This window comes from Nitrospirota bacterium (genome assembly GCA_016214845.1).
GTDB lineage: Bacteria > Nitrospirota > Thermodesulfovibrionia > UBA6902 > UBA6902 > SURF-23.
On record JACRMS010000038.1, the window covers coordinates 1 to 22,073 of the forward strand.

Annotated in this window: 16 protein-coding genes and 2 tRNA genes; 5 read left to right on the forward strand and 13 right to left on the reverse strand. The window is 46.0% G+C overall.

The features are described 5' to 3' along the window. On the reverse strand, positions 1-262 hold a 262-nt coding region (locus HZB61_15005), incomplete at its 3' end, for a transposase (protein ID MBI5057919.1). 630 nt (positions 263-892) lie between these two features. Between HZB61_15005 and HZB61_15010 the strand changes: the two genes are divergently transcribed. The 5 genes from HZB61_15010 (at position 893) to HZB61_15030 (ending at position 4,232) form a co-directional block, all read left to right on the forward strand. Then, the gene (locus HZB61_15010; GenBank protein ID MBI5057920.1) at positions 893-1,567 is read left to right on the forward strand and encodes a rhomboid family intramembrane serine protease; all 675 of its coding nucleotides are present in this window, start codon (positions 893-895) and stop codon (positions 1,565-1,567) included. A 249-nt stretch (positions 1,568-1,816) separates the two neighbouring features. Then, on the forward strand, positions 1,817-2,107 hold the full coding sequence (locus HZB61_15015; GenBank protein ID MBI5057921.1) for a co-chaperone GroES: 291 nt from the start codon (positions 1,817-1,819) through the stop codon (positions 2,105-2,107). 36 nt (positions 2,108-2,143) lie between these two features. Beyond that, positions 2,144-3,787, forward strand: a complete 1,644-nt coding sequence (gene groL, locus HZB61_15020; GenBank protein MBI5057922.1) for a chaperonin GroEL — start codon at positions 2,144-2,146, stop codon at positions 3,785-3,787. 271 nt (positions 3,788-4,058) lie between these two features. After that, positions 4,059-4,134 (forward strand) — tRNA-Val (locus HZB61_15025). Positions 4,135-4,155: 21 nt separating this feature from the next. Further along, positions 4,156-4,232: transfer RNA gene (locus HZB61_15030), tRNA-Asp, on the forward strand. Between the two features lie 376 nt (positions 4,233-4,608). Here the strand turns inward: HZB61_15030 and rpoD are convergent. The 12 genes from rpoD to HZB61_15090 all read right to left on the reverse strand — a co-directional run bounded on the left by rpoD (position 4,609) and on the right by HZB61_15090 (position 22,065). Beyond that, entirely contained in the window at positions 4,609-6,045 is a 1,437-nt protein-coding gene (gene rpoD, locus HZB61_15035) for an RNA polymerase sigma factor RpoD (protein MBI5057923.1), read from the reverse strand. A gap of 350 nt (positions 6,046-6,395) precedes the next feature. Beyond that, entirely contained in the window at positions 6,396-6,755 is a 360-nt protein-coding gene (locus HZB61_15040; GenBank protein MBI5057924.1) for a hypothetical protein, read from the reverse strand. A gap of 269 nt (positions 6,756-7,024) precedes the next feature. Next, positions 7,025-7,228: a hypothetical protein gene (locus HZB61_15045; protein ID MBI5057925.1), complete on the reverse strand. Its 204-nt coding sequence runs from the start codon at positions 7,226-7,228 to the stop codon at positions 7,025-7,027. A 435-nt stretch (positions 7,229-7,663) separates the two neighbouring features. Beyond that, positions 7,664-9,355: a sigma 54-interacting transcriptional regulator gene (locus HZB61_15050; GenBank protein MBI5057926.1), complete on the reverse strand. Its 1,692-nt coding sequence runs from the start codon at positions 9,353-9,355 to the stop codon at positions 7,664-7,666. Positions 9,356-9,425: 70 nt separating this feature from the next. Continuing rightward, entirely contained in the window at positions 9,426-11,429 is a 2,004-nt protein-coding gene (locus tag HZB61_15055) for a PAS domain S-box protein (GenBank protein MBI5057927.1), read from the reverse strand. After that, positions 11,426-14,137, reverse strand: coding sequence for a PAS domain-containing protein (locus HZB61_15060; GenBank protein ID MBI5057928.1), 2,712 nt, complete (start codon positions 14,135-14,137; stop codon positions 11,426-11,428). The genes HZB61_15055 and HZB61_15060 overlap by 4 nt, the downstream gene beginning before the upstream one ends. A gap of 113 nt (positions 14,138-14,250) precedes the next feature. Next, positions 14,251-15,327, reverse strand: coding sequence for a chemotaxis response regulator protein-glutamate methylesterase (locus HZB61_15065; protein MBI5057929.1), 1,077 nt, complete (start codon positions 15,325-15,327; stop codon positions 14,251-14,253). A 67-nt stretch (positions 15,328-15,394) separates the two neighbouring features. Next, on the reverse strand, positions 15,395-16,648 hold the full coding sequence (locus HZB61_15070; protein MBI5057930.1) for a hybrid sensor histidine kinase/response regulator: 1,254 nt from the start codon (positions 16,646-16,648) through the stop codon (positions 15,395-15,397). Then, the gene (locus HZB61_15075; GenBank protein ID MBI5057931.1) at positions 16,645-17,517 is read right to left on the reverse strand and encodes a protein-glutamate O-methyltransferase; all 873 of its coding nucleotides are present in this window, start codon (positions 17,515-17,517) and stop codon (positions 16,645-16,647) included. Before HZB61_15075 ends, HZB61_15070 begins: the two co-directional genes overlap by 4 nt. A 91-nt stretch (positions 17,518-17,608) precedes the next feature. After that, positions 17,609-18,121: a chemotaxis protein CheW gene (locus HZB61_15080; protein ID MBI5057932.1), complete on the reverse strand. Its 513-nt coding sequence runs from the start codon at positions 18,119-18,121 to the stop codon at positions 17,609-17,611. 91 nt (positions 18,122-18,212) lie between these two features. Continuing rightward, positions 18,213-19,889: an MCP four helix bundle domain-containing protein gene (locus HZB61_15085; GenBank protein MBI5057933.1), complete on the reverse strand. Its 1,677-nt coding sequence runs from the start codon at positions 19,887-19,889 to the stop codon at positions 18,213-18,215. A gap of 67 nt (positions 19,890-19,956) precedes the next feature. Continuing rightward, positions 19,957-22,065 (reverse strand): chemotaxis protein CheA, encoded by a 2,109-nt coding sequence (locus HZB61_15090; protein ID MBI5057934.1) that lies wholly within the window; start codon positions 22,063-22,065, stop codon positions 19,957-19,959. Positions 22,066-22,073 lie beyond the last annotated feature (8 nt).

Here is a 22,073-nt window from a genome sequence, read left to right on the forward strand (position 1 = left end):
CTGTCTGGCGTTTGCGTATTAGTTTGGGTTCAAAATCTGATTTGCGGTCGCGGGGTACTTCTATTTCCATCTGACCGGAGTCGGTCTGCACTGTCTTTTTTGAATGGCCGTTTCGTGAATTCTCTGTTGTGCTTTGCTGATGCTTGGGATAACCCAGAAAATCATCAAGCTCCCCCTCCAGAGCTTCCTGCATTGCCTGCTGTACAAGCCCTCTGATCTTAGCTTTTACTTCTTCCGTCTTTGCAGATTTCTCTTCCTTCAATTATCCACCTCCTGTGTTTTGATAAGTTTATCAATTTACACAGTTCGGTGGACACTCCCGACACTCCCTACGCCTGATTTGGGGGGAGTGCTTCTCCCGGATTCTCTTCCGCATTTCATGAATTCCCAGCAATTTAATTTCTTCATAAATAACTCACGCTGTTAATAAGTATATTCTCAAAAAAGTCGAGTTACATAACTTTATCATCCGAGATAGTTTTAATAGTAATTTATTAGTATCTTGACCCATATTCCATTCGCTAATAAGTGTCATCTCGTTAATTCTTTATAAGCCTACAAGCATTATATGCAGTTACGCTTAAAGGAGGAAGCAGTATGTCTACCAGATTAAAGAAAGCAAAGAATCAATATCAGTTTGTATTCGATTAAACTTGCACCAGACAACGATGCACTGTTCCGAGCGATAGCAGTAACCGTCTTTAACCACTACATGAATGTTAATGCCTGTCTGATTACTGTATGGGCACGGAATGTGAAGCTTTCCCGTTTCCATAGCATAGTTTTTCTGCATGAATGGGTCTTTCATGTTTATATTTTATTCCAATTTACTTGTCTTTGCAAAGGGATGCTAATTGACAAAAACCATTATGTTTAGTTAACTTCACACTTAATGATCCCTTTTAAAGACGATAACCCTTCGCAAACTTTCCCTTTTGTGACAATAGCTTTGATAGCCGCCAACGCTGCGGTCCTTGTCTCGCAGATGCTTTATCCAGGGGACCAAAGACAAATAGTATTTGCGTATGGCGCAATTCCTCACTCTCTATTGACGTTTGAGACAGCACAGCCTGTTCATCCCGTCTTGACCGTGTTCACTTCCATGTTTATGCATGGGGGAATACTTCATCTTGTAAGCAATATGCTTTATCTCTGGATATTCGGGAATAATATTGAAGACAGCTTAGGCCATATGCGATTTATAATATTTTATCTCCTTTGCGGTGTTGCGGCATCATACGCCCACGCGTTAACAAGTCCCGCCTCACAAATACCCATGATAGGCGCAAGCGGCGCTGTATCCGGGATCCTCGGCGCCTACCTGCTTCTGTTCCCGCATGCAAGGATACATACCCTTATCTTTCTTGGTTTTTTTATTCAGGTTGTCAGGCTCCCAGCAATATTTGTAATCGGCTTTTGGATAGTAATCCAGATCTTGAACGGCATGTTAAGCAAAGGTCTTGCAAATAGCGGGGGAGTAGCTTGGTTTGCACACGTTGGAGGTTTTATTGCCGGACTGTTATTAATAAAGCTTTTCTTGAAAAATAAAAGAAGACGCTACTATTAAGGGTTCCCATTAACATATCTCGTCTTAACTTTTTCACGATAAGTAAAATTTTTGATTAATTTCAAGCTAAACAAGCTTATTCAGGTTTATTTAGCAGATTTCATTGTTTTTCCGACGAAAGAAGGCCTTGTTTTCGCAGTCGATTAACTATTATATTAGCACTCGCCTCGTTTGAGTGCTAACTTCAAATTTAATTAACTCTAACTTAAACTGAAATCAATCTTAATTCAAAAGAAAGGAGAGGTGACAATGAAATTTAGACCATTGAAAGACAGGTTGTTAGTAAAATACTCTGAGGAACCTGAAAAAAGCACAGGGGGGCTTTACATCCCTGACAGCGCAAAGGAAAAACCACAAAAAGGAGAAGTAATTGCGGTCGGCCCGGGCAAGATAACCGATGACGGCAAACTGCAAAAGATGGAAATTAAAATAGGCGATACCGTCCTGTTTGAAAAGTATTCCGGTTCCAAGATAAATATTGAGAATGAAGAATACCTGATTATCAGGGAAGACGACGTCCTTGGGATCATAGAAAAATAAGAACTCAAAATTCGTCACTATATTAAGGAGGATAAAATGGCAAAGCAGTTGCTTTTTGATGAAGATGCAAGAAAGAAGATACTTAAAGGTGTAACTACATTGAGTGATGCTGTAAAGTCAACTTTAGGTCCAAAAGGAAGAAACGCTATTCTCGATAAAAAATTTGGAGCACCCACGATTACTAAAGATGGTGTAACAGTGGCCAAGGAAATTGACCTTAAAGACCCTTATGAAAACATGGGGGCACAACTCGTAAAAGAAGTCGCGAGCAAAACATCTGATGTAGCAGGTGACGGCACAACTACTGCCACCGTGCTTGCATATTCCATTTATAAAGAAGGAATGAAACATGCGGCTGCCGGCGCAAACACCATGGAAATCAAGAGAGGGATTGAGAAAGCCGTTGAGGCTGTTGTTGGGGAATTAAAGAAAAACAGCAAAACCATCCAGGACAAGAAGGAGATTGCACAGGTAGGAACAATCTCTGCAAATAATGACTCTGAAATCGGCAATTTAATTGCAGATGCAATGGACAAGGTCGGCAAAGACGGAGTTATTACTGTAGAAGAGGCAAAAAGCATGCAGACAACACTTGACGTAGTGGAAGGCATGCAGTTTGACAGGGGTTATATATCACCTTACTTCGTAACCGATCCTGAGAGAATGGAGTGTTCTCTTGAAGATGTACTGATACTGATTAATGAGAAAAAGATCAGTTCAATGAAAGACCTGCTTCCCATCCTCGAACAAGTCGCAAAAATGGGCAGGCCTCTCATGATTATTGCTGAAGAAGTTGAGGGAGAAGCCCTTGCAACACTCGTTGTAAACAAGCTCCGCGGTACCCTTCAGGTATGCGCCGTAAAGGCCCCCGGCTTTGGCGAAAGAAGAAAGGCAATGCTTGAAGACCTTGCTATTCTCACAGGCGGGACAATGATAGCGGAAGACCTCGGCATAAAACTTGAGAATATAAAGTTGTCCGACCTTGGAAAGGCCAAAAAAATCACTATTGACAAAGAAAACACAACAATTGTTGAAGGCGCGGGCGACCACAGCAAAATACAGGGCAGAGTAAAACAGATAAAAACACAAATCGATGAAACCACCTCTGATTATGACAGGGAAAAACTTCAGGAGCGGCTCGCAAAACTTGTGGGTGGAGTTGCCGTAATTAATGTAGGCGCAGCGACTGAAACTGAAATGAAGGAGAAAAAAGCCCGTGTTGAAGACGCACTTCATGCAACAAGGGCAGCCGTTGAGGAAGGTATAGTCCCTGGCGGCGGCGTTGCTCTTTTAAGGGCAATTCCGGTTTTGGACAATATAAAAGTTGATGATGCAGACCAGAAGATCGGACTGGATATTATAAGAAGAGCGCTCGAAGAGCCGATCAGACAGATAGTAATCAATGCCGGGCTTGAGGGCTCCGTGATAGTTGAAAAAGTAAAAAGTAATGACAATAAGAATTTTGGGTTTGATGCCAATTCGGAACAATATGTTGACATGATGAAGGCAGGTATCATCGACCCGACAAAGGTCACAAGATATGCCTTGCAGAACGCAGCTTCCGTAGCGGCTTTGATGCTGACCACAAGCGTAATGATAGCCGACATTCCTGAAGAATCAAAAGGCCCTGAGATGCCGGCCGGAATGGGCGGAATGGGCGGAATGGGCGGGATGTACTAAAATCCGCGACATAACTCACAACAATTTATTTAAAAGGGGTGAGGTCAATCCTCACCCTTTTTGTTTGCCTTTTTTCCCAATATCGATCTTTTTTCTGTTCATTCTGAGAAAAATATCAGATTCGTTTATGGTAAAAACAAACATAGCGGTCATTGAAGTCAATGAGCCGTGGATCTGCTTCCAGGAATCCGGGATGTGATTCACCTTTCGCTACTTTAATTTTTTTGTGCTTATCTGTTATAGTATTTAGCCTGAAGTTTGAACAGCTCTCGGGCGGGTAGCTCAGTTGGGAGAGCATCGCCCTTACAAGGCGAGGGTCACAGGTTCGAGCCCTGTTCCGCCTACCATTTACTTCAGGATTATGGCTTGGGGTGGTAGTTCAGCTGGTTAGAACGCCGGCCTGTCACGTCGGAGGTCGCGGGTTCGAGCCCCGTCCACCCCGCCATTTTTTCTCTCATTCTATCTTCAATATCCATGAGCCCCCCTTGAAAGCGTGTCCTCAGGTTCCAGGTCGGGATTTCAACGAAAGGATGGTGGAATGTCATTGGTAACATTGGAAGAGACGATGAGTGTTAACGTGAAAGACATCGATGGTCAGCGCAAGAAACTAATTTCTTTGATTAATGAACTTCATTAAGGGACAAAAGTATGATAAGGGAGAGAGAGAGCTTTTTTAGTGAAGCCTGCTCCTTGTTGAAAGACCGGCTGACAATCCATATCCGGGGCACTGACAAGGAATATACGCCCTTCTTCAACTGTAAAGGGCATTTACTTATAACACTTCTCTTAGCAGACCCCGAAGAGATACGCCGGATTAATATTTATGCTCTCTCTAAAAAGAGCTTGAGGTTCTGACTCCTTGAGGGATGTCTCAATTTTCTCAAGGCCTTCCCTTCAAGCTGCCTTATGCGCTCCCTTGTGACCCTGAATTGTTTCCCTACCTCTTCAAGGGTTTGAGAGACTCCGTCTCCGATGCCGAAACGTCTTTCTATGATCTCAGCCTCTTTTTTGGTAAGAGAGGTCAAGGCCTTCCTCACCTGCTCTTTTAATTCATGCTGTATGACGCTGTCCAGAGGAATGAGTGAGGCCTTGTCCTCGATAAAGTCTTCAAGGTGGCTGTCCTCATCGTTTCCTATAGGCGCTTCCAGGGACACGGGCTCTTTGCATATCTTGAGGATTTCACGCACCTTGTCAAGGGAGAGATTCATCCTCTTTGCAATTTCCTCCGCCCTCGGCTCTCTGCCTAACTCCTGAACAAGACCTTTTGCCACCTGGGTCAGCTTATTGATGGTCTCGATCATATGCACCGGGAGCCTTATGGTCCTTGCCTGGTCCGCAAGCGCGCGGGTTATCGCCTGTCTTATCCACCATGTCGCATACGTGCTGAATTTGTATCCTCTTTTATAATCGAATTTGTCGACAGCGCGCATCAATCCGATATTGCCTTCCTGTATCAGATCCAGCAGGGTGAGCCCCTTGCCGAGGTATCTTCTTGCTATGCTGATTACCAGTCTCAGATTAGCTTCGGTCAGGGTTTTCTTTGCCCCGGCAATTTCCTTTTCGCTCTCCTGGATAAGCGTTAAAGCGCGCGCCACATCTTGACCTTTAATTCCAAGCTCCTGCTCTACAAGCGTTAATTCAGTGTTGAGTCTCTTGAAATTGTCATACAGCCTTTTGACCTCAATGGGGTCTTTGCCTGATTCGGCTGCTGCTTTCATCAATGTGCTTTTGTTCTTAAGTCTCTCAACCGGAATTTTTACTGCCTCCCGGATTTCTTCAATCTCCCTGCAAATATTGATGTGCAGAGACGCAAGCTTCTTAAACTGGGTACAGAACCCCTCAATTATTTCCTCACGGAAATGAAGTTCGGAGATATTGTTTACTATCTTTGAGGAATTTTCTGATAACTGGAGCTTTACCTTTTCAATCTCCTGCGCGGTCTTTAGTTCAGGAAGTCTTTTTAAATAAGAATCTCTTTTCTGGAAAAGGGACCTTAATGATTTTATGGTGTTGAGGAGATCATCCAGGATCTTCTTTTTCTGCGCGTCGGTTAAATCTTTTTCAACCGGGCTGACCCCGTTAAGCGACACTCTCTTTTCTTTCAGAAGATGCGGCAGATATAAAGTTTGTTTTACAGCGAAGGGGGTGGCAAAAATAGTCTCTAAAATTGCCTGTCTCGCGCTCTCGATCTTCTTTGCGATCTCAACCTCTCCCTCTTTGGTAAGAAGTGGAAGCGATTCCATTTCACGGAGGTACATCTTTATCGGGTCGTCCGAGAAGTAGTTTGACGCCGGGTAAACGGCTTTGGCATCTTGTACGGAATTGTCTATTTCCTCAATCAGCACATCGTGATCGTGATATTTTTCATCCTGCATTTCAACTTCTTCTAATGTTTCTTTCATTTCTCCTGCCTCCTGTCAGATATAAGAGCTTAAGCTGCTTTAAGGTATTTAAGCCGGCGACCTCAGAGCTGATCCTAAAGCCGCCCTCCTGAAAAAACTTCCTGCTTTCTTCACTGTGCGCAGGGTCATGAAGGTCTTCCAGAGATTGAAGAATAATGGCCTCTGCAAGACTCTTTATCCCCTTCATCTTTATGTCAGGCAACTTACTAATTGTAAATTGCTTTTTTCGTGATGTTGTCTGATGACTTGTCATTAACATATTTGCAATCAACCTTGTTTCCCTTGTCCTTTGCAGTATGGTGCGACAGTTCTGATGAATAATCTTCAGGCATATTTGTCAAAATCAAAGGGTTCTTCAACCTCACCGAGGTGGAATAAGCCTGTTTTATCAGGTGTAAACATTTAAAATCGATCCTGCTTACTTTTTTGAAATTTAACACCGCCCGGTCAATACCGTGTATTGCCTTCATCAGTACCATTTTCAGGTCGTCTTCGCATTCACTTGTGATCTCGCCGCAGAAGGTAAATATTCCCACGCGCTGAAACTGTTCGAATTCGCAATTCATCGTTTCGTTTCCTGTTCCTTTCTTAAGATTAGATCCTGTAATTGTTGTAAATTTCCTTTCTCACGGGACAATTGCAGATATATGAGTATCCGAATGTTATTTTGTAATTGCACAATCCATTTATATTTACAGGCTTTATAAAATGGATTTTTTCATCTGCGCAGTCTTCTACTTCGCAAAGGCATTCACGACTGCCTCCGAGGCAGGAAAAATTGCTCCTGCATTTCGTTGCATTTCTTAAAATTATGTCGCTTACTTCCAGCTTCAATTTAACTCACCCGAACATAGGACCTTTTTTCATGAGGAATAAGGTCCTTGATCTTTGCAGAGTATGGACATTTATCATATTTTTTTGTCTTGCAGTATGAATGGATTTCAGCCAGATTCGGCACATAAGGTTTGTCTGCCTTTTTACAAAGAAGTATGATGCCATCCACCCATTCCACTAATTCAGGACATTTAACACTGTTCATTAGGCCCTCTCTTTTTTATATGATTAGATTTCTATTGCGAGGTCTGACAGAGCGATCTGATAATTTAACCATTAAGTTATCGACTCCTTAATTACTTAATGACTAATTATTTTCGACTCTTGTCAGCCTCGCCAAGTGGGAGCTTTTAAGGAGAAAAAAATCTTCTCCTCTTTGCTGCGTGCCCCACATTGAATTACAAGATGAATCAGATGCACTCGCTATATAACAACAATCATGCCAGGAAGGAATATTATTGAGAAAAGGCACCGGGTTCATGAGTGCTGTAATTCAACTATTTGTTTTTTAAGAAATTAGCCCGGGGTCGGCTAATACTTAAACCATTTAATGCGGTGGCTGGAAAGGTCACAAACAAAGCATGAAACCATGACATGTCATGAAGTCATGCATGTCATGGAACCATGACATGTCATGGTATTAGTGGATATTTTCTGATGTTATGTTGAATTTTTCAATCTTACGGTAGATCGTCCTGACGTTTACTCCAAGCAGGCGGGCTGCCTTGGATTTGTTCCATCCTGACTTCTCAAGGGCCTCAATTATCATTTGCGGTTTCAGCTCCGTGTCGTCTGTGAGGAAGTTATCATTTGCCTTGAGGTTTTGGGGCAGGCAATCGACAACAATGGTATTTTGGTGGCATACAATAAAGGCGTGTTCAAGGGTATTTTCCAGTTCCCTGATATTCCCTGGCCAGTAATAATCCATGAAGATCTTCTGAACTTCTTCCGATACGGCCTCTATGTTCCTGTTCAGTTTATTGTTTAGCTTTTGCAAAAAATGGGTCACGAGAAGAGGGATGTCGTCTTTCCGTTCCCTGAGGGGAGGCAATTGCAGTTCCATGACTTTCAGGCGGTAATAAAGGTCTTCCCTGAATTTACCGAGCTTGACCCTCCTCTGGAGGTCCTGATTGGTGGCCGCAATAATACGGACGTCAACTTTTATCGGGGTTGAATCGCCTACGCGGTCAATTGTCTTTTCCTGGATGACCCTCAACAGGCGCAACTGCATATTCATTGAAATGTCGCCTATTTCATCGAGGAATATAGTGCCGCCTTCAGCGCTTTGAAAACGCCCTATCCTGTCCTTGTCGGCCCCTGTAAAGGCCCCCTTGACGTGGCCGAAGAGCTCGCTTTCAAGAAGGTTCTCGGACAATGCCGAACAGTTAACTTTTACAAATGGTTTGCTGCTCCGCGTGCCGGTATAATGGATGGCGTCGGCAACAAGCTCTTTCCCGCTTCCGCTTTCCCCGGTAATTAAAACTGTTGTCTGGACATCAGCAAGGTCTTCTACGAGCGCGTAAATCTTCTGGATATTTTCATTCTGTCCGATCAGGTTGTGAAATTGCCTGCGCTCTTTCAAGTTCCTCTCAAGGAAGCTCAGAAGGGTTTCGTCTTTTACAACCATAACGGCCCCGTAAAAAGCACCGGAAGTGTTTAGAAGCGGTGAAGCGCTTATTGTCACAACTTTTCTGCCGCTGTTATGCGGGCATTCCGAGCGTGACAGCTCTGCCGGTTTTTTTGTATCAATGGTCTTTTTGAGGACGTCTGAACATCTGCCCTTGCAGTTAGCTGAAAAATTTGAAAAAGACTTTCCTATCCAGTTGCGGTCAATTCCGCACATATTTTTAGCGGATTCATTGACCTCAAGCACCGTCATGTCTTTGTCCACCGTAATAATGGCGTCCTTTACACTCCTGAATATTGCCTCGAGATTGGAGCGGTACTGCTCGTTCTTTTTCTGCAGGTCGCTGTGCTGCAGGGCCATTGTGGCAGTGCGAAGGAGGGTGGCCTGCCTGACGGGTTTGGAAATATAATCAAAAGCGCCCATCCGCACCGCTTCAGAGGCTGTTTCAACATTGGGGTATCCGGTAATCATAATTACGGGACAGTTGATCTTTCTCGTTCTTATTTCTTTCAGGATATCAAGCCCTGACTTGTCGCCGAGAATGATGTCTGTGAATATAACGTCGAAGCCCCCATCTGTTATCCTGGACATGGCCTCAGCATAGTCTTTTGCAGTGGTTACGGAATATCCTTCATCCGAAAGAAAGCTTTCAAATGTGAACCGGATGCTTTCTTCATCATCAATTACGAGTATTTTTTCGTTCATGATTCCCACCCTTCGCCCTGAAATACAATCAACGCGGTGGACACCTTTAGAGAAACTGTGGTTTTGTATTTCAAGTGATCTTAGGATTTACCGGCAATTCAAGGACAACTTTTGTGAATTTGTCCTTGACGCTGATTAACCTTATATTACCATTGTGATTTGCGATAATGCTATGGCTGATGCTCAACCCGAGCCCTGTCCCGACATTGGCCGGTTTTGTTGAAAAAAACGGGTTCATTACCTTCTCCATGATCTCCTGTGGTATTCCCGTCCCCCTGTCATGAAAATTTATCCGTACATGAGGCTTATGATTGACTGATACACTCTGTCCGGTAATCTCTAATATTTTATTTTTATGGGGTTTTGGATACTTCTGGTTCAGGGCGTATCTGGCGTTGCTGATGATGTTCAGAAATACCTGCTCGATCTGCTGTGTAATAACGAAGACGGCCGGCAACTCCCCTGGGACACCCACTTTGAGCTTGATGCCGTCCTTTTTCAATTGGGTCTCAGTCATGGCGAGTATCTCGGAAAGCATATCGTTGATGCGGGCCGGGTATTTTTCATCGTTTGTGTTCCTTGTAAAAGAAAGCAGGTTCCTGACGATGTTGGCAATCCTGTCGCCTTCTTTTATGATCCTGCCTGCGATATCATGCTCTTTGCTACCCGGAGAACTTTTGTTGGCAATAATTTCAGAGTAGTTGAGAATGCCGTTGATGGGATTGTTGATCTCATGGGCCACTCCCGCCGCAAGTTCACCAAGCGCTGCAAGATGGCCGGCGCGTATGGCTTCCGCCTCGGCGCGTTTAATTTCGGTGATGTCTCTCGCGATCGCCCTTATTTCCGCTATGTCTTCCTGACTGTCGAATTCCGCAAACACGTTTATGCTTGCGGGGAATGTGGAGCCGTCTTTTCTGACAAATGTCCTCTCAAGATTTTTCAGGACCTTCTCTTTTCTTAATCTCGGGAAGTCTTCCTCAAGAAGTCTCCTGGAGGATGTTGTAAAAAAGGCTGAAATGGGCCTTCCGATTATCTCTTCTTTTTTATAGCCTAACATCTTCGCTTCGGTGTCATTGCAGTCAATGATTATCTTGTCTTTGTTCAGAGAGTGATACATGTCAGGGGCGTTGTTGTAGAGGTCGCGGTATTTCTTTTCCGAACTCCTGAGTTGATTTTCAACCCCCCTGCGGTCCATTATCTCCTGCCTTAGGAGCTCATTTGAGGCTGTTAGTTCGGATGTACGGTCTTCAACGAGCTTCATGAGCTCATTCCGGTGTTTTTGCAATTCGATTTCCGCAAGCTTCCGGTCAGTGACGTCCCTGATAAGTTTTATTCCTGCGATTATTTTTCCCCTGGAATTTCTCAAAGCCGATGATGTCAACTCAAAATACATGATGCCTTTATCAGTGGATACATGACGCTCCGACCTGTGCACCCTTCCGTCTTTAAAGGTCTTTTCAACGGGACAGCCTTTACAAACAGTGTCGAGGCCTTCATATACCTTGTAACAGTAGTTGCCTGTCTGATCTCCGTACAGTTTATTCTGGATCTCATTTTGATATATGATCCTGTAATCAGTGTCCTGGATAATAATCCCGTCGGCGAGGGCCGCGATAATCGCCTCTATTTTTTTCTTTTCCTCTTCAGCTTTTGAGATAATTGCCTTGATACGGTCTTCGACCTGCTTGCGCTCGGTGACGTCCCTGATTATATGGATAATTCCAACCAGCTCATTGCTGCTGTCAAATTGCGGAATGGCCCGTATCTCAATAAATGATTTTAAATGCGGCTCAAACATCTCGCTGGTTACAGGTTTCCCCGTCTTCAGACAACTGCAGCTTGGGCATGCTTTTGGCGGGGAGTTTTTCCCGTGATAATATTTGTAACATTTAATTTTTCCGCCGTTTAAAAAAGGCAGCCTCAGCGCCTTTTCAGCGGCCCTGTTGGCATATACAATGTTATAGTCCTTGTCGTGAATGGTGACAATATCGATAATGCTGTCGAACAGGTTTTCCCAGTCGTTTAACTGAAAGGGCGTTTTTTTTGTCTGCTTCAAGGCCCGAGATTTTCTCATTTTCTTAATTGCTGCACTAAATTATTTTGCTTACATGCCGGAAGCTCGATTATTACATTTGTAAAATCGCCTTCACTGCTGGTTATTATTATTTTACCGCCGTGGTTGTTAATGATGCTGTGGCTGATGCTTAATCCCAGGCCCGTCCCAAGATTACCGGGTTTTGTGGTGAAAAAAGGGTTCATAACCTTGTCCAGTATCCCGGCCGGGATGCCTGTGCCTTTGTCATAAAACATTATCCGTACACATGGGTTATCATCATCGCTTATCGCTTCTCCCATGATCTTAAGCATTTTATCATCATGCGCTCCCCCGTATTTCTGGTTCAGTGAATAACGGGCGTTACTGATGATATTCAGGAACACCTGTTCGATCTGCTGCGGCTGGGCAATGACCTGAGGCAGATCGTTAGGGATGTTTATCATGAGGACAATGCCGTCCTTTCTCAGTTGCGCCTCAGTCAGGGAGAGGGTGCTGCTGATTATTTCATTTACCCCGACGGGATGCCTTTCTTCTTTGCTGTCACGGGCAAATGAAAGGAGGTTTCTGACGATAGTGGCAATCCTTTCGCTCTCCTTGATGATCCTGTTGGCTATATCGGACTCCGTGCTTCCCGGCGTGTTTTTATTCGCCAGTATTTCGGCATAATTTAAAATGCCGTTAACAGGGTTGTTGATTTCATGGGCGACACCGGCTGCAAGTTCCCCGATGGCCGCAAGCTGGCTCGCCCTCACGGCCTCTGTCTCCGCCCTCTTGCGCTCCTCGATTTCTTTTAAAAGTCGCTCGTTGGTCCTTTTCAGTTCGAATGTGCGCTCCTCGACGATCTCCACAAGCTGACTTCCGTGTCTTTCCAGCTCATCCTCCGCGCGTTTGCGCTCAATGCCGATCGCTATCACATCGGCTATTGACGCAAGGGCTTTGACAGCGGTGGCCGATAAAGGTTTGCGGGAGAATACCGCCATGACTCCAACGAGCCTGTTTTCCACAACAAGCGGATGCCCTGCAAAGGCCGTCATCCCTTCCTTCCTGACCCATTCCTGGTTATGAACAAGCGGATCGTCCAAAATATTATTGGTCAGGTGAGGGCTGAGATTTTTTGCAATCATGCCGATCTTGTATTGGCCAAACGGTATCCTGCTGTGAAAGCCGTTTGTATGCGTGTATATCCCGGCGCTGCACTGCAGTTCAAGGACATTTTCTTCAATGTTAAAGGTCCAGATGCGGGCAAAGGACGCGTCGAGGTATTTGACCAGAGACTCCGCGCAGCGCTGCAGGGCGTTTTGCAGGGCGATGCTTTTGGCAAGGGACAATGCCACCTCGGCGTTCAATTCAGCCAACTGCATCCGCTCCTTCAATTCCTCCTCAGCCAGTTTTTTCTCCGTGATGTCCCTGATATAGGCGCCGACCCCGAATTTGTCGTCTGCGATTCTTACGCGGAATTTTCTTGTCTCAAAGACCCTGTCGCAAATGACCTCTTCGCTTGCAAAAAAGCCCTCTGATTGAATGGCCTTGATATCGGTTTGTCTGCAAACCGCGGCTGCGCTTTCCGGCATAAGTTCGAAATCAGTCTTCCCCATAATTTCATCTTCTTTTTTGCCAAAGAACAAAGAGCAAGCCTTGTTGGCTATTAAATATCGGAGATTTTCATCCTTGAAGAAGGATATGTCCACTGCTGAATCTATGAACAGGCGATAGCGTTCCTCGCTCTTTTTAAGTGCGACCTCAATTAATTTTTGTTCTGTGATGTTCCTGATAACTTTTATCCCGGCTATTATCTTTCCGGTAGCGTCTCTTAAAGGCGAAGATGTAAGCTCGAAGTACATGGTCCCATTGTCCGTTGTCACAACTTTCTCGGTCTTGTGTATCTTCCCGTCCCTGAAAGTCAATTCAACCGGGCAATCTTCACATATGCTGTCCCTGCCTTCGTATACTTTATAACAGTATTCGCCGTCATGGTTGCCGTATATTTCAGTCTGTATCTGGTTCTGATACACGATCCTGTAATCCGCATCCTGGATAATAATGCCGTCACCCATTCCGGCGATAATTGCCTCTGTCTTTGCCTTTTCCCCTTCTGCTTTCATAATAGCTGCCTCAAGTTGCTGTTCCATTTCCTTGCGCCTGGTTATGTCCCTGACAACGTGAATCAGTCCCGTGAAATTCTTGTTTTTGTCGAGCCGCGGCATCGTCCTGATCTCAATAAATTTATTTAAATGCGGTTCAAAGGTCTCATATATATCGGGTTTGCCTGTTTTAATACTTGCGCAGGACGGGCATTTTTCAGGAGCGGAAGACTTCCCATGATAAAACTCAAAGCATTTTTCATTGCTGATATTTTTTATAAAAGGAAGGGACAGTGTTTTCATTGCCTCTATATTTGCGCGTATGATATTGAAGTCTTTATCATGGATGGTAATTATATCGGTGATGCTGTCAAATGTTTCCTCCCAGTCGTTTTTTGCCTGGATGAGCAGTTCTTTGAGAATCTTCTGCCTTGATACGATCCTTGAGATCACTATTCCGAAGAGGACAAAGCCTGCTATAAAGAATGTGCGGAAATAAAGCTCATGCGGGGACACTTCAAATATCAGTGAATCTAAAAATGACGAATTGGATGCAAAGAAATAAGAGTCTACAAGTGCGTCGATTACCCACAAGGATATGCCTGCGATAATTGAGGATAAGACTATCTTACGGTTTACTTTCATGACCTGCTTGATGTTCCCGGCAGTAAGCCGGGATTGCCCGAGTATATTCTTTTAAGACTTTTATATCTTACCACGACCGGGGATTAAATATAAAATATAAATTGATGCTCAGATTACTTCTGCAGGCTGCAAATCCTGATAACATCAGGGGCGATCTTCTCAAGCGGCAATACCTTGTCTACCCCGCCCCGCTTTATCGCCTCATGAGGCATTCCGAAGACCACCGAGGTATTTTCATCCTGGGCGAAATTGTATGCCCCGGCCTCTTTCATCTCAAGCATCCCCCGCGCCCCGTCATCACCCATTCCTGTCATTATGACGCCTACGGCATTTTTGCCTGCGTAGCGTGCAGCCGAACGGAAAAGCACGTCTACAGAGGGACGATGCCTGGAGACGAGGGGGCCATCCTTGATCTCAACATAGTACCTCGCCCCGCTTCTTTTCAGGAGGGTATGGCGGTTGCCCGGCGCGATCAGCGCCCTGCCGCGTATTACGGTGTCATTGTCTTCTGCTTCCTTCACGGTCACCCTGCATAGACCATCCAGCCTGCGGGCAAAGGCCGCGGTAAAGTTTTCCGGCATGTGCTGCACTATAACTACACCGGGCGCATCCGGAGGCAGCACCTCAAGAAATATCCTCAGCGCCTCTGTTCCCCCTGTCGAAGCCCCCACTACAACAACCTTCTCGGTGGTCTGTATCATTGCCCTTGATGTCGGTTTTGCAATGACAGCGTCAGCGGTCAGTTTTGGCGTGGCCTTTAAAGGGGCTGAATGCAGGGTATTTAATTTTGCGGACGCGGCGGCTTTGACAGCGTCGCATATGAGCATCTTTGATTCCTCAAGAAACTGTTTCGCTCCCATTCTCGGTTTTTGAATAATATCGACGGCCCTGTATTCCAGCGCCTTCATGGCGGTCTCAGATCCTTTTTCAGTAAGACTGGAGCACATGACCACTGGAATAGGATGCTGGCTCATGATCTTTTGAAGAAAGGTTATGCCGTCCATGCGCGGCATTTCTACATCAAGAGTGATAACGTCCGGGACTTCGTGTTTGATCTTTTCCGCCGCAATGTACGGATCGGCGGCAGTTGCTATCACCTCAATCTGCGGGTCGGAGGAGAGGATTTCCTCCAGTGCCTGCCTGACAATGGCTGAGTCGTCAACTATGAGAACCTTTATTTTATCTTTCATATTACCCCTTAAGTTTAATTATCTGTTCCATTGGAGAGATGGTGACCCTCGTTATCTTAAATATATTTTATGCCATTTCCTCCAGAGGTAAATAAATAGTTACGGAAGTACCGCTCCCGGCAGGGGATTGGACCTCTATCCTGCCGCCATGCGCGTGAATAATAGTCTGTGAAACAGTCAGCCCGAGACCAATCCTTTTTATCGAATCCTTCGTAGTATAGAAAGGTTCAAAGATATTGCTGATCTTTTCAGGCGGGATCCCGCCTCCTGTGTCTTTAACTTCAATGCAGGCCCATCTATCATTGCGGAATACCCTTACGCGTATTTCCCCGCTTGAGTCTACAGCGTCAGCCGCGTTGTTCAATATATTTTCAACAGCAATGTTGAATTGTCCGATATTACAATAAACAACCAAGGGGCCATCCGGGAATTCCGATACAAGAGACACGGCCGGCGGCAGACTTATGCGTAAATGTTCCAGCAGCTTTTTCAATAAAGCGTTTAAATCCTCGGGGGCAGTCTGCATTGAACATCCGGCCTGGTCCATTATTAACAAGCTGCGTATAAATGAAGACATCCTGTCGATCCCCTCAAGGATTTCGGATATCATCGGAGAAATATCCTGCTGAATATATTCAAGTTTGGATTTCCCGGTCCACTTCTGAAACTCCTCCACGGCGCTGTGCAGGCCGGAAGTATCTTTGTTATTAATTATTGAAGCAATGCGGAGCGTCCTCTCCGCGCTTTCCGACAGGACGTTTGCATAACCTGAGAGTGTATTGAGATTACTGCGAATATATCCAAGCGGGTTATTCAGCTCATGCGCCACACCGGCGGTCATCTTTGCAAGGGTGAGGATTTTCTGCTTTTCGATCAGACGGCCCTGCGCATCATTCAGTTTTTGATAGGCATCCATGACCGCATCGTTAGCGTTTAAAAGGTCCTTTTTCAGGTTTGTAGTTCTTACCGCGGCATTGACCCTGGCAATCAGCTCGCCCGGTTCAAAAGGTTTTGAGATGTAATCGTCCGCGCCCATATTTAATCCAAAGGCGCGGTTCATAGTGCCGGATAAACAAGTGAACAGGATAACGGAATACAATCGTCTTTGAGAATTCACCCTGCTTAGGACTTCGAGCCCGTTCATCACGGGCATCTCGATGTCGAGCAGAACTACATCGAGATCATGTGATTCAATATACTTCAGCCCCTTTTCCCCGTCTGAAGCCGTATCAACCATATAGCCGGCCTGCTCAAGCAATTCTGTAACATAACGTGTAATTGATAGACTGTCATCCACGATCAGTACGCGGGGTTTGATCATGCCGGCTTCCTGTAAATAGTCGTTGAAACCGATACCAGCGGGACATTCATACTGTGCAGTGTCTCAGAATGTCCCAATAAAACATATCCTCCCGGTCTGAGATGACGGCAGAATTTGTTCAGTATCTTTTCCTGCGTAGGCCTGTCAAAGTAGATCAGGACGTTCCGGCAGAAAATAATATCCATCGGTTCCCGCATACCGAAATCACCGTCCAGGAAGTTCAGCCTCCGGAACTTCACCTTCTCTCTCAACTCCGGTACTATCCGTACAAGGTTTTGACTGCGGTCCCTGCCGCGAAGCAGATATTTCTTCCTTAATTCAATCGGGACAGGTGCAACGGTCTCATGATTGTAAACGGCGTTCTTCGCCTTCTCCAGCACCTTCGTTGATATGTCGGTTGCGAGTATCAAGAAATCAAATTCGCCTCTGTAGCAATGGTCCGCAAACTCGCTGAGGACCATTGCGAGCGTGTACGGCTCTTCGCCCGTGGAACATCCCGCGCTCCAGACCATGAGTTTCCTGCTTGAGCCCGCGCCTTTTTTGTTGATCAGTTCAGGCAATACAACACTGGCCAAATACTGAAAATGCTTCGGCTCACGGAAGAAGTCCGTCTTGTTGGTCGTGACCACATTTATCATATGGACCAGTTCATCCTGCATCCCTTCGGGGCTGAAAAGAAAATCGCAATATTCTCCATATGTTCTTAATCCCAGGGCGCGCAGTCTTTTGTGCAGGCGTGATTCAAGCATGACTTTCTTAACGGGAGGCATCTTGATGCCGCATTCATTATATATAAAATTACTCAAACGGCTGAAGTCATTATCGGAAAGTTTCGCTTTGAATAAGTTCAGATGCGTGCTTTCATTCATTACAGTTGTCATACAGTTTTATCCTGATAAATCTTTTCGTGACCCGGTCCACATTCATAAAAAAGGGCAGGCACGCAGGCCTGCCCTTTTTTTAGTTTTTACTCTCGACGGCTTTTGTCTGTCCGCCCGCGTTCTGCACCATGGTCAGTTCATCAATTGAGAACACCTTGTCAATATCAAGGATGATAATGAACTCCCCGTCCCTTTTACCCATTCCCTTGATGAATTCCGTGTTCAGCCTCATGCCGATCTTCGGCGCAGGCTCTATCTGCTCCGGCTCAAGCTCAAGCACCTCCTGCACTGAGTCCGCAAGGGCGCCAAGTATGGTCTTCTCTCCGTCAACCGACACCTCAACAATGATAACGCACGTATTTATCGACTTCTGCGTTTCTGTCATGCCGAATTTCAATCTTAGATCAACCACCGGCACCACGCTGCCTCTGAGGTTTATCACTCCTCTCATGAAGTCCGGCGTCTGCGGGACCTTTGTAACTTTTGTATATTCAAGCACCTCACGCACCTTCGCTATATCAAGGGCGAATATCTCATCATCCAGCTTGAAGGTCAGGTGCTGTGTGGCCTCTGTTATTTCAGCTATGCTCATTTCATCCTCCTGTAATTAGCTTTTAGCTGCAGGCTGTAAGCCGGGAAACATTTCTTCAGCTCACAGCTTATCGCTTAATGCTTATAGCTTTTTAATATTTCTCAAACTCATCATCCGAGTGGCTGTCAAGTGCAAGCACAACTCCTGCGGGCTTGGCGGCCGGGGCTGTTTTAACGGATGCTGCCTTCACTGGAAGCGGTTTCACTTTTGCAGCGGGTTTTTTCACCCTTGACGCTGTGCGATGCGTTCCGCTTTCAGTATCGGTTGTCTTAAAGAAGGCAATAGAATCCTGAAGCTGCTCTGCCTGCGACGCAAGCTCTTCCGACGTGGATGACATCTCCTCTGACGCTCCGGCATTTTGCTGGATCACTGTGTCAAGCTGCTGTATCGCCCTGTTGATCTGCTCAACTCCGGCGTTCTGCTCGTTGCTTGCCGCGCTTATCTCCTGCACGAGTTCCGCTGTCTTCTGGATATCGGGCACCAGCTTTGTCAGCATCTCTCCTGCCTTCTCCGCAACATGCGTGCTTGTGCTCGATAACTGGCTGATCTCTGCTGCCGCGGTCTGGCTCCTCTCAGCAAGCTTCCTCACTTCCGCCGCTACCACCGCAAAACCTTTGCCGTGCTCTCCCGCGCGTGCCGCTTCTATCGCCGCGTTCAGCGCAAGAAGGTTCGTCTGCCTCGCTATTTCTTCAATGATCGATATCTTCCCGGCGATCTCTTTCATCGCTGTAACTGCCTCTGATACCGCCCTGCCGCTTTCCTGCGCGTCAAGGGCTGCCTTCTCGGATATCTTTGCGGTCTGCTGTGAGTTGTCCGCGTTCTGCCTGATATTGGATGCCATCTGTTCCATCGATGATGAGGTCTCTTCAATAGATGACGCCTGTTCAGTCGCGCCCTGTGACATCTGCTCCGAGCTTGCGCTTAACTCCTGGCTCCCTGCCGCAACATTGTCCGCGGCGGCCTTAACGTCAACAACAACCATCGTTAGTTTATCAACCATGGTCTTCATGGCAGCAAGCAATTGCCCTGTCTCATCCTTGCTGGTTGCGTCAATATTGACGGACAGATCGCCTTCAGACAACTTGTTTGCTACGTGCACGCCTTCACTTATAGGCTGTGTAATACTGCGCGTTATGAAGAGGCTGATGCCTACACCCGCGACGACAGCTAATAAAGCAAGCACCGTCATGATCGTTATGACGCGGCTTGTGAAGCCTTTAATAACAGCTTCTTCCCCTTCCATGGTTTTGCTCGCAGTGTCAGCAAGTTCCTCCGCTGTAGCTTCAAGTTTATGGATCTCGGCTTTTACTTCAGTAATTGCCTTATTGCCTTCCTGGGGCGTCGTTATCTTTCCGGTCTGGACCATGCCGTAAACTTTGCTGAATCCTGATGCATATCCCGCTAAATTTTCCTTCATCTGTTTGACGGCATCTTTATCGTCCTGATGTACTGCAACTTTTTCCAGATTGTTGATTGCTTCCAGTAACTCCTCATATCTTCCTTTCCATTTGTTCAGATACTCAGCCTGTTTTTCGGGCGACCCCATATTGAGGAATATATCTTTTTCAGATCTGCGCAGGTTCAGAATATCTGCATTCGCATGTGCTGCGTTTTCAGCAATCTGTGCTTCACCCTGCAGCATGGTTATTGTTTTGTCCTCAAGAGAATTTACTCCCCAGTAACCTGACCCTCCTATTATTAACAGCAGCGCCAGGACGATGCCGAATCCCAGCATCAATCTTGTTCCGATCTTCATATCTTTTAACATTTAGTTTTCCTCCTTTTGATCTTATAAATATTATTTGATACACTCAAAACTGAAAATTGGTCCCTGCCTATAACATCACCTCCTGTTCAACATTTTGATAAAGCTTTGGGATATCAAGAATGAGAGCGACTGTCCCGTCGCCAAGTATCGTGGCCCCTGATATCCCTTCCACATTTTTATAGAATCTTCCAAGGGTCTTGATAACTGTCTGATGTTCACCTATTACATGATCGACCACAAAACCTACCCTGTGGCCGTCTATCGAAGTGATGACTATCTGTTCGATCTCGGGCGCGCTGCCGTTTACGGCGAACTGTTCCCTGAGACTTATGTACGGGATTATTTCTCCCCTGACATTGGCTATCTGTCTGCCGTGCGCCCTTGCCACATCCTGCCGGGTCAGTTCAATGCACTCTTCCACAGAAGAGAGCGGCAGCACAAAATGCTCTTCGTCGATATTCACCAGCAACCCTTCTATGATCGCCAGTGTCAGCGGGATTTTCAGAGTTATTGTTGTCCCGGTCCCCTTCCGGCTGCTTATGTCTATTGAGCCTCTCAGGTTTTCAATGGCCCTCTTTACTACGTCCATCCCCACACCCCGCCCTGATACATTGGTTATGGCCTTTGCCGTTGAAAAACCAGGCGCGAGGACCAGAGAAAAGATCTCCTTCTCAGTCAGTTCAGCATCAGGCGCTATCATCCCTCTTTCAACCGCCTTTGCACGGATTACTTCAGGGTCAAGCCCTGCGCCGTCATCTATTATTTCAATTAATACATACGCGCCCGAATGTCTGGCTGAAAGCTGCAGCATCCCCTGGACCGGCTTTCCCGCAGCGCTCCGCATCTCCGGTTTTTCAATGCCGTGGTCAATGCTGTTTCTTATCAGATGCACGAGCGGGTCGTTGAGTCTCTCGATCACGGTCTTGTCGATCTCGGTTTCAGCCCCTTCAACGAGCATCTCTACTTCTTTTCCGGTTTCCATTGAGAGGTCGCGGACAAGGCGTTTGAACTTGCTGAACAGCGTACCGATAGGCACAAGACGTACGCTCATGGTGTTGTCCCGCAGCTCGCCGGTAAGCCGTTCAACTTCTTCTGCTATTAAAATGAGTTCAGGATCGCTTTTGAATGCGGCAGTCTGTGTAAGTCTCGCCTGGACTGTCACCAGCTCACCGACTAAATCAACAAGCCGGTCAAGCTTGTCGGAAGATACCCGTATGCTTGAGGCCGCTTCTGTCTGCTGACTGCTTTGCTTCGGTTCTTTTACTTCTTTGACCTCTCTCATATGCTGCTGTTCAAGGAGGGCAGCTTCAACCTTGCGGGAGTCAAGTACTTTTGACGCAACAAGCATCTCGCCTACGCGTTTCTGCTGTCCGAGCACCTTCTGCAGGTCTTCATTTGTAATGAACCCACGTTCAATGAGGATCTCGCCTATTTTCTTGTTGCCCACTTCTTCCTCGAACCTGCCGGTATCGTCAATAATGTCGATGGTCAGTCTACAGTCATCTTCGATGAAAATAAAAACGTCCTTTACGGCATTAAGTCCCTTGTCCGTCGTAAGGATAATGTCCCAGTATGTATAACATGACTCGGGGTCAATAGCGTTCAGCGGCGGGATTGCGTCTGTATATGCAAGACACTTACAGTTTCCCAGTGAGCGAAGTTCATTAATTAATAGTACCGGGTTTGTCCCTTTTAGAAATATGTCCCGGTCCGGACGGAACTGTATCCGGCAGGTTATGATGTTCCCATCTGTTTTTTGCGTCGCACTGCTGCCTTTTGATGCGGCGGGGTCCCCTTTTTTTTCTGTGCTGCCCGGGACAAGTTTTTTTAATCCGGTTAGAATCTCTTTACCATGAGATTCATCGGTATTATCAGGAGCGTCAAGCAGGGTCCTGATATAATCACGGGCTGACAGGGTCAGATCTATCAGATGTTTGGTAACGGTCACCCCGCCGTTTCTTACAAGGTCAAAAACGGTCTCTACATCATGAGTGAACGCGGCGATTTTATCAAAACCGAACATTGCCCCTGAACCCTTGATGGTGTGGAGGGCACGGAAGGCCCGGCTTACCAGTTCCTTGTCATCAGGCCTTTCTTCCAGTTCGAGCAGAGATGATTCGAGTTCTGCAAGCAGTTCACTTGCCTCTTCCAGATATGCTTCCTTATGTTTATCCATGGTTGACA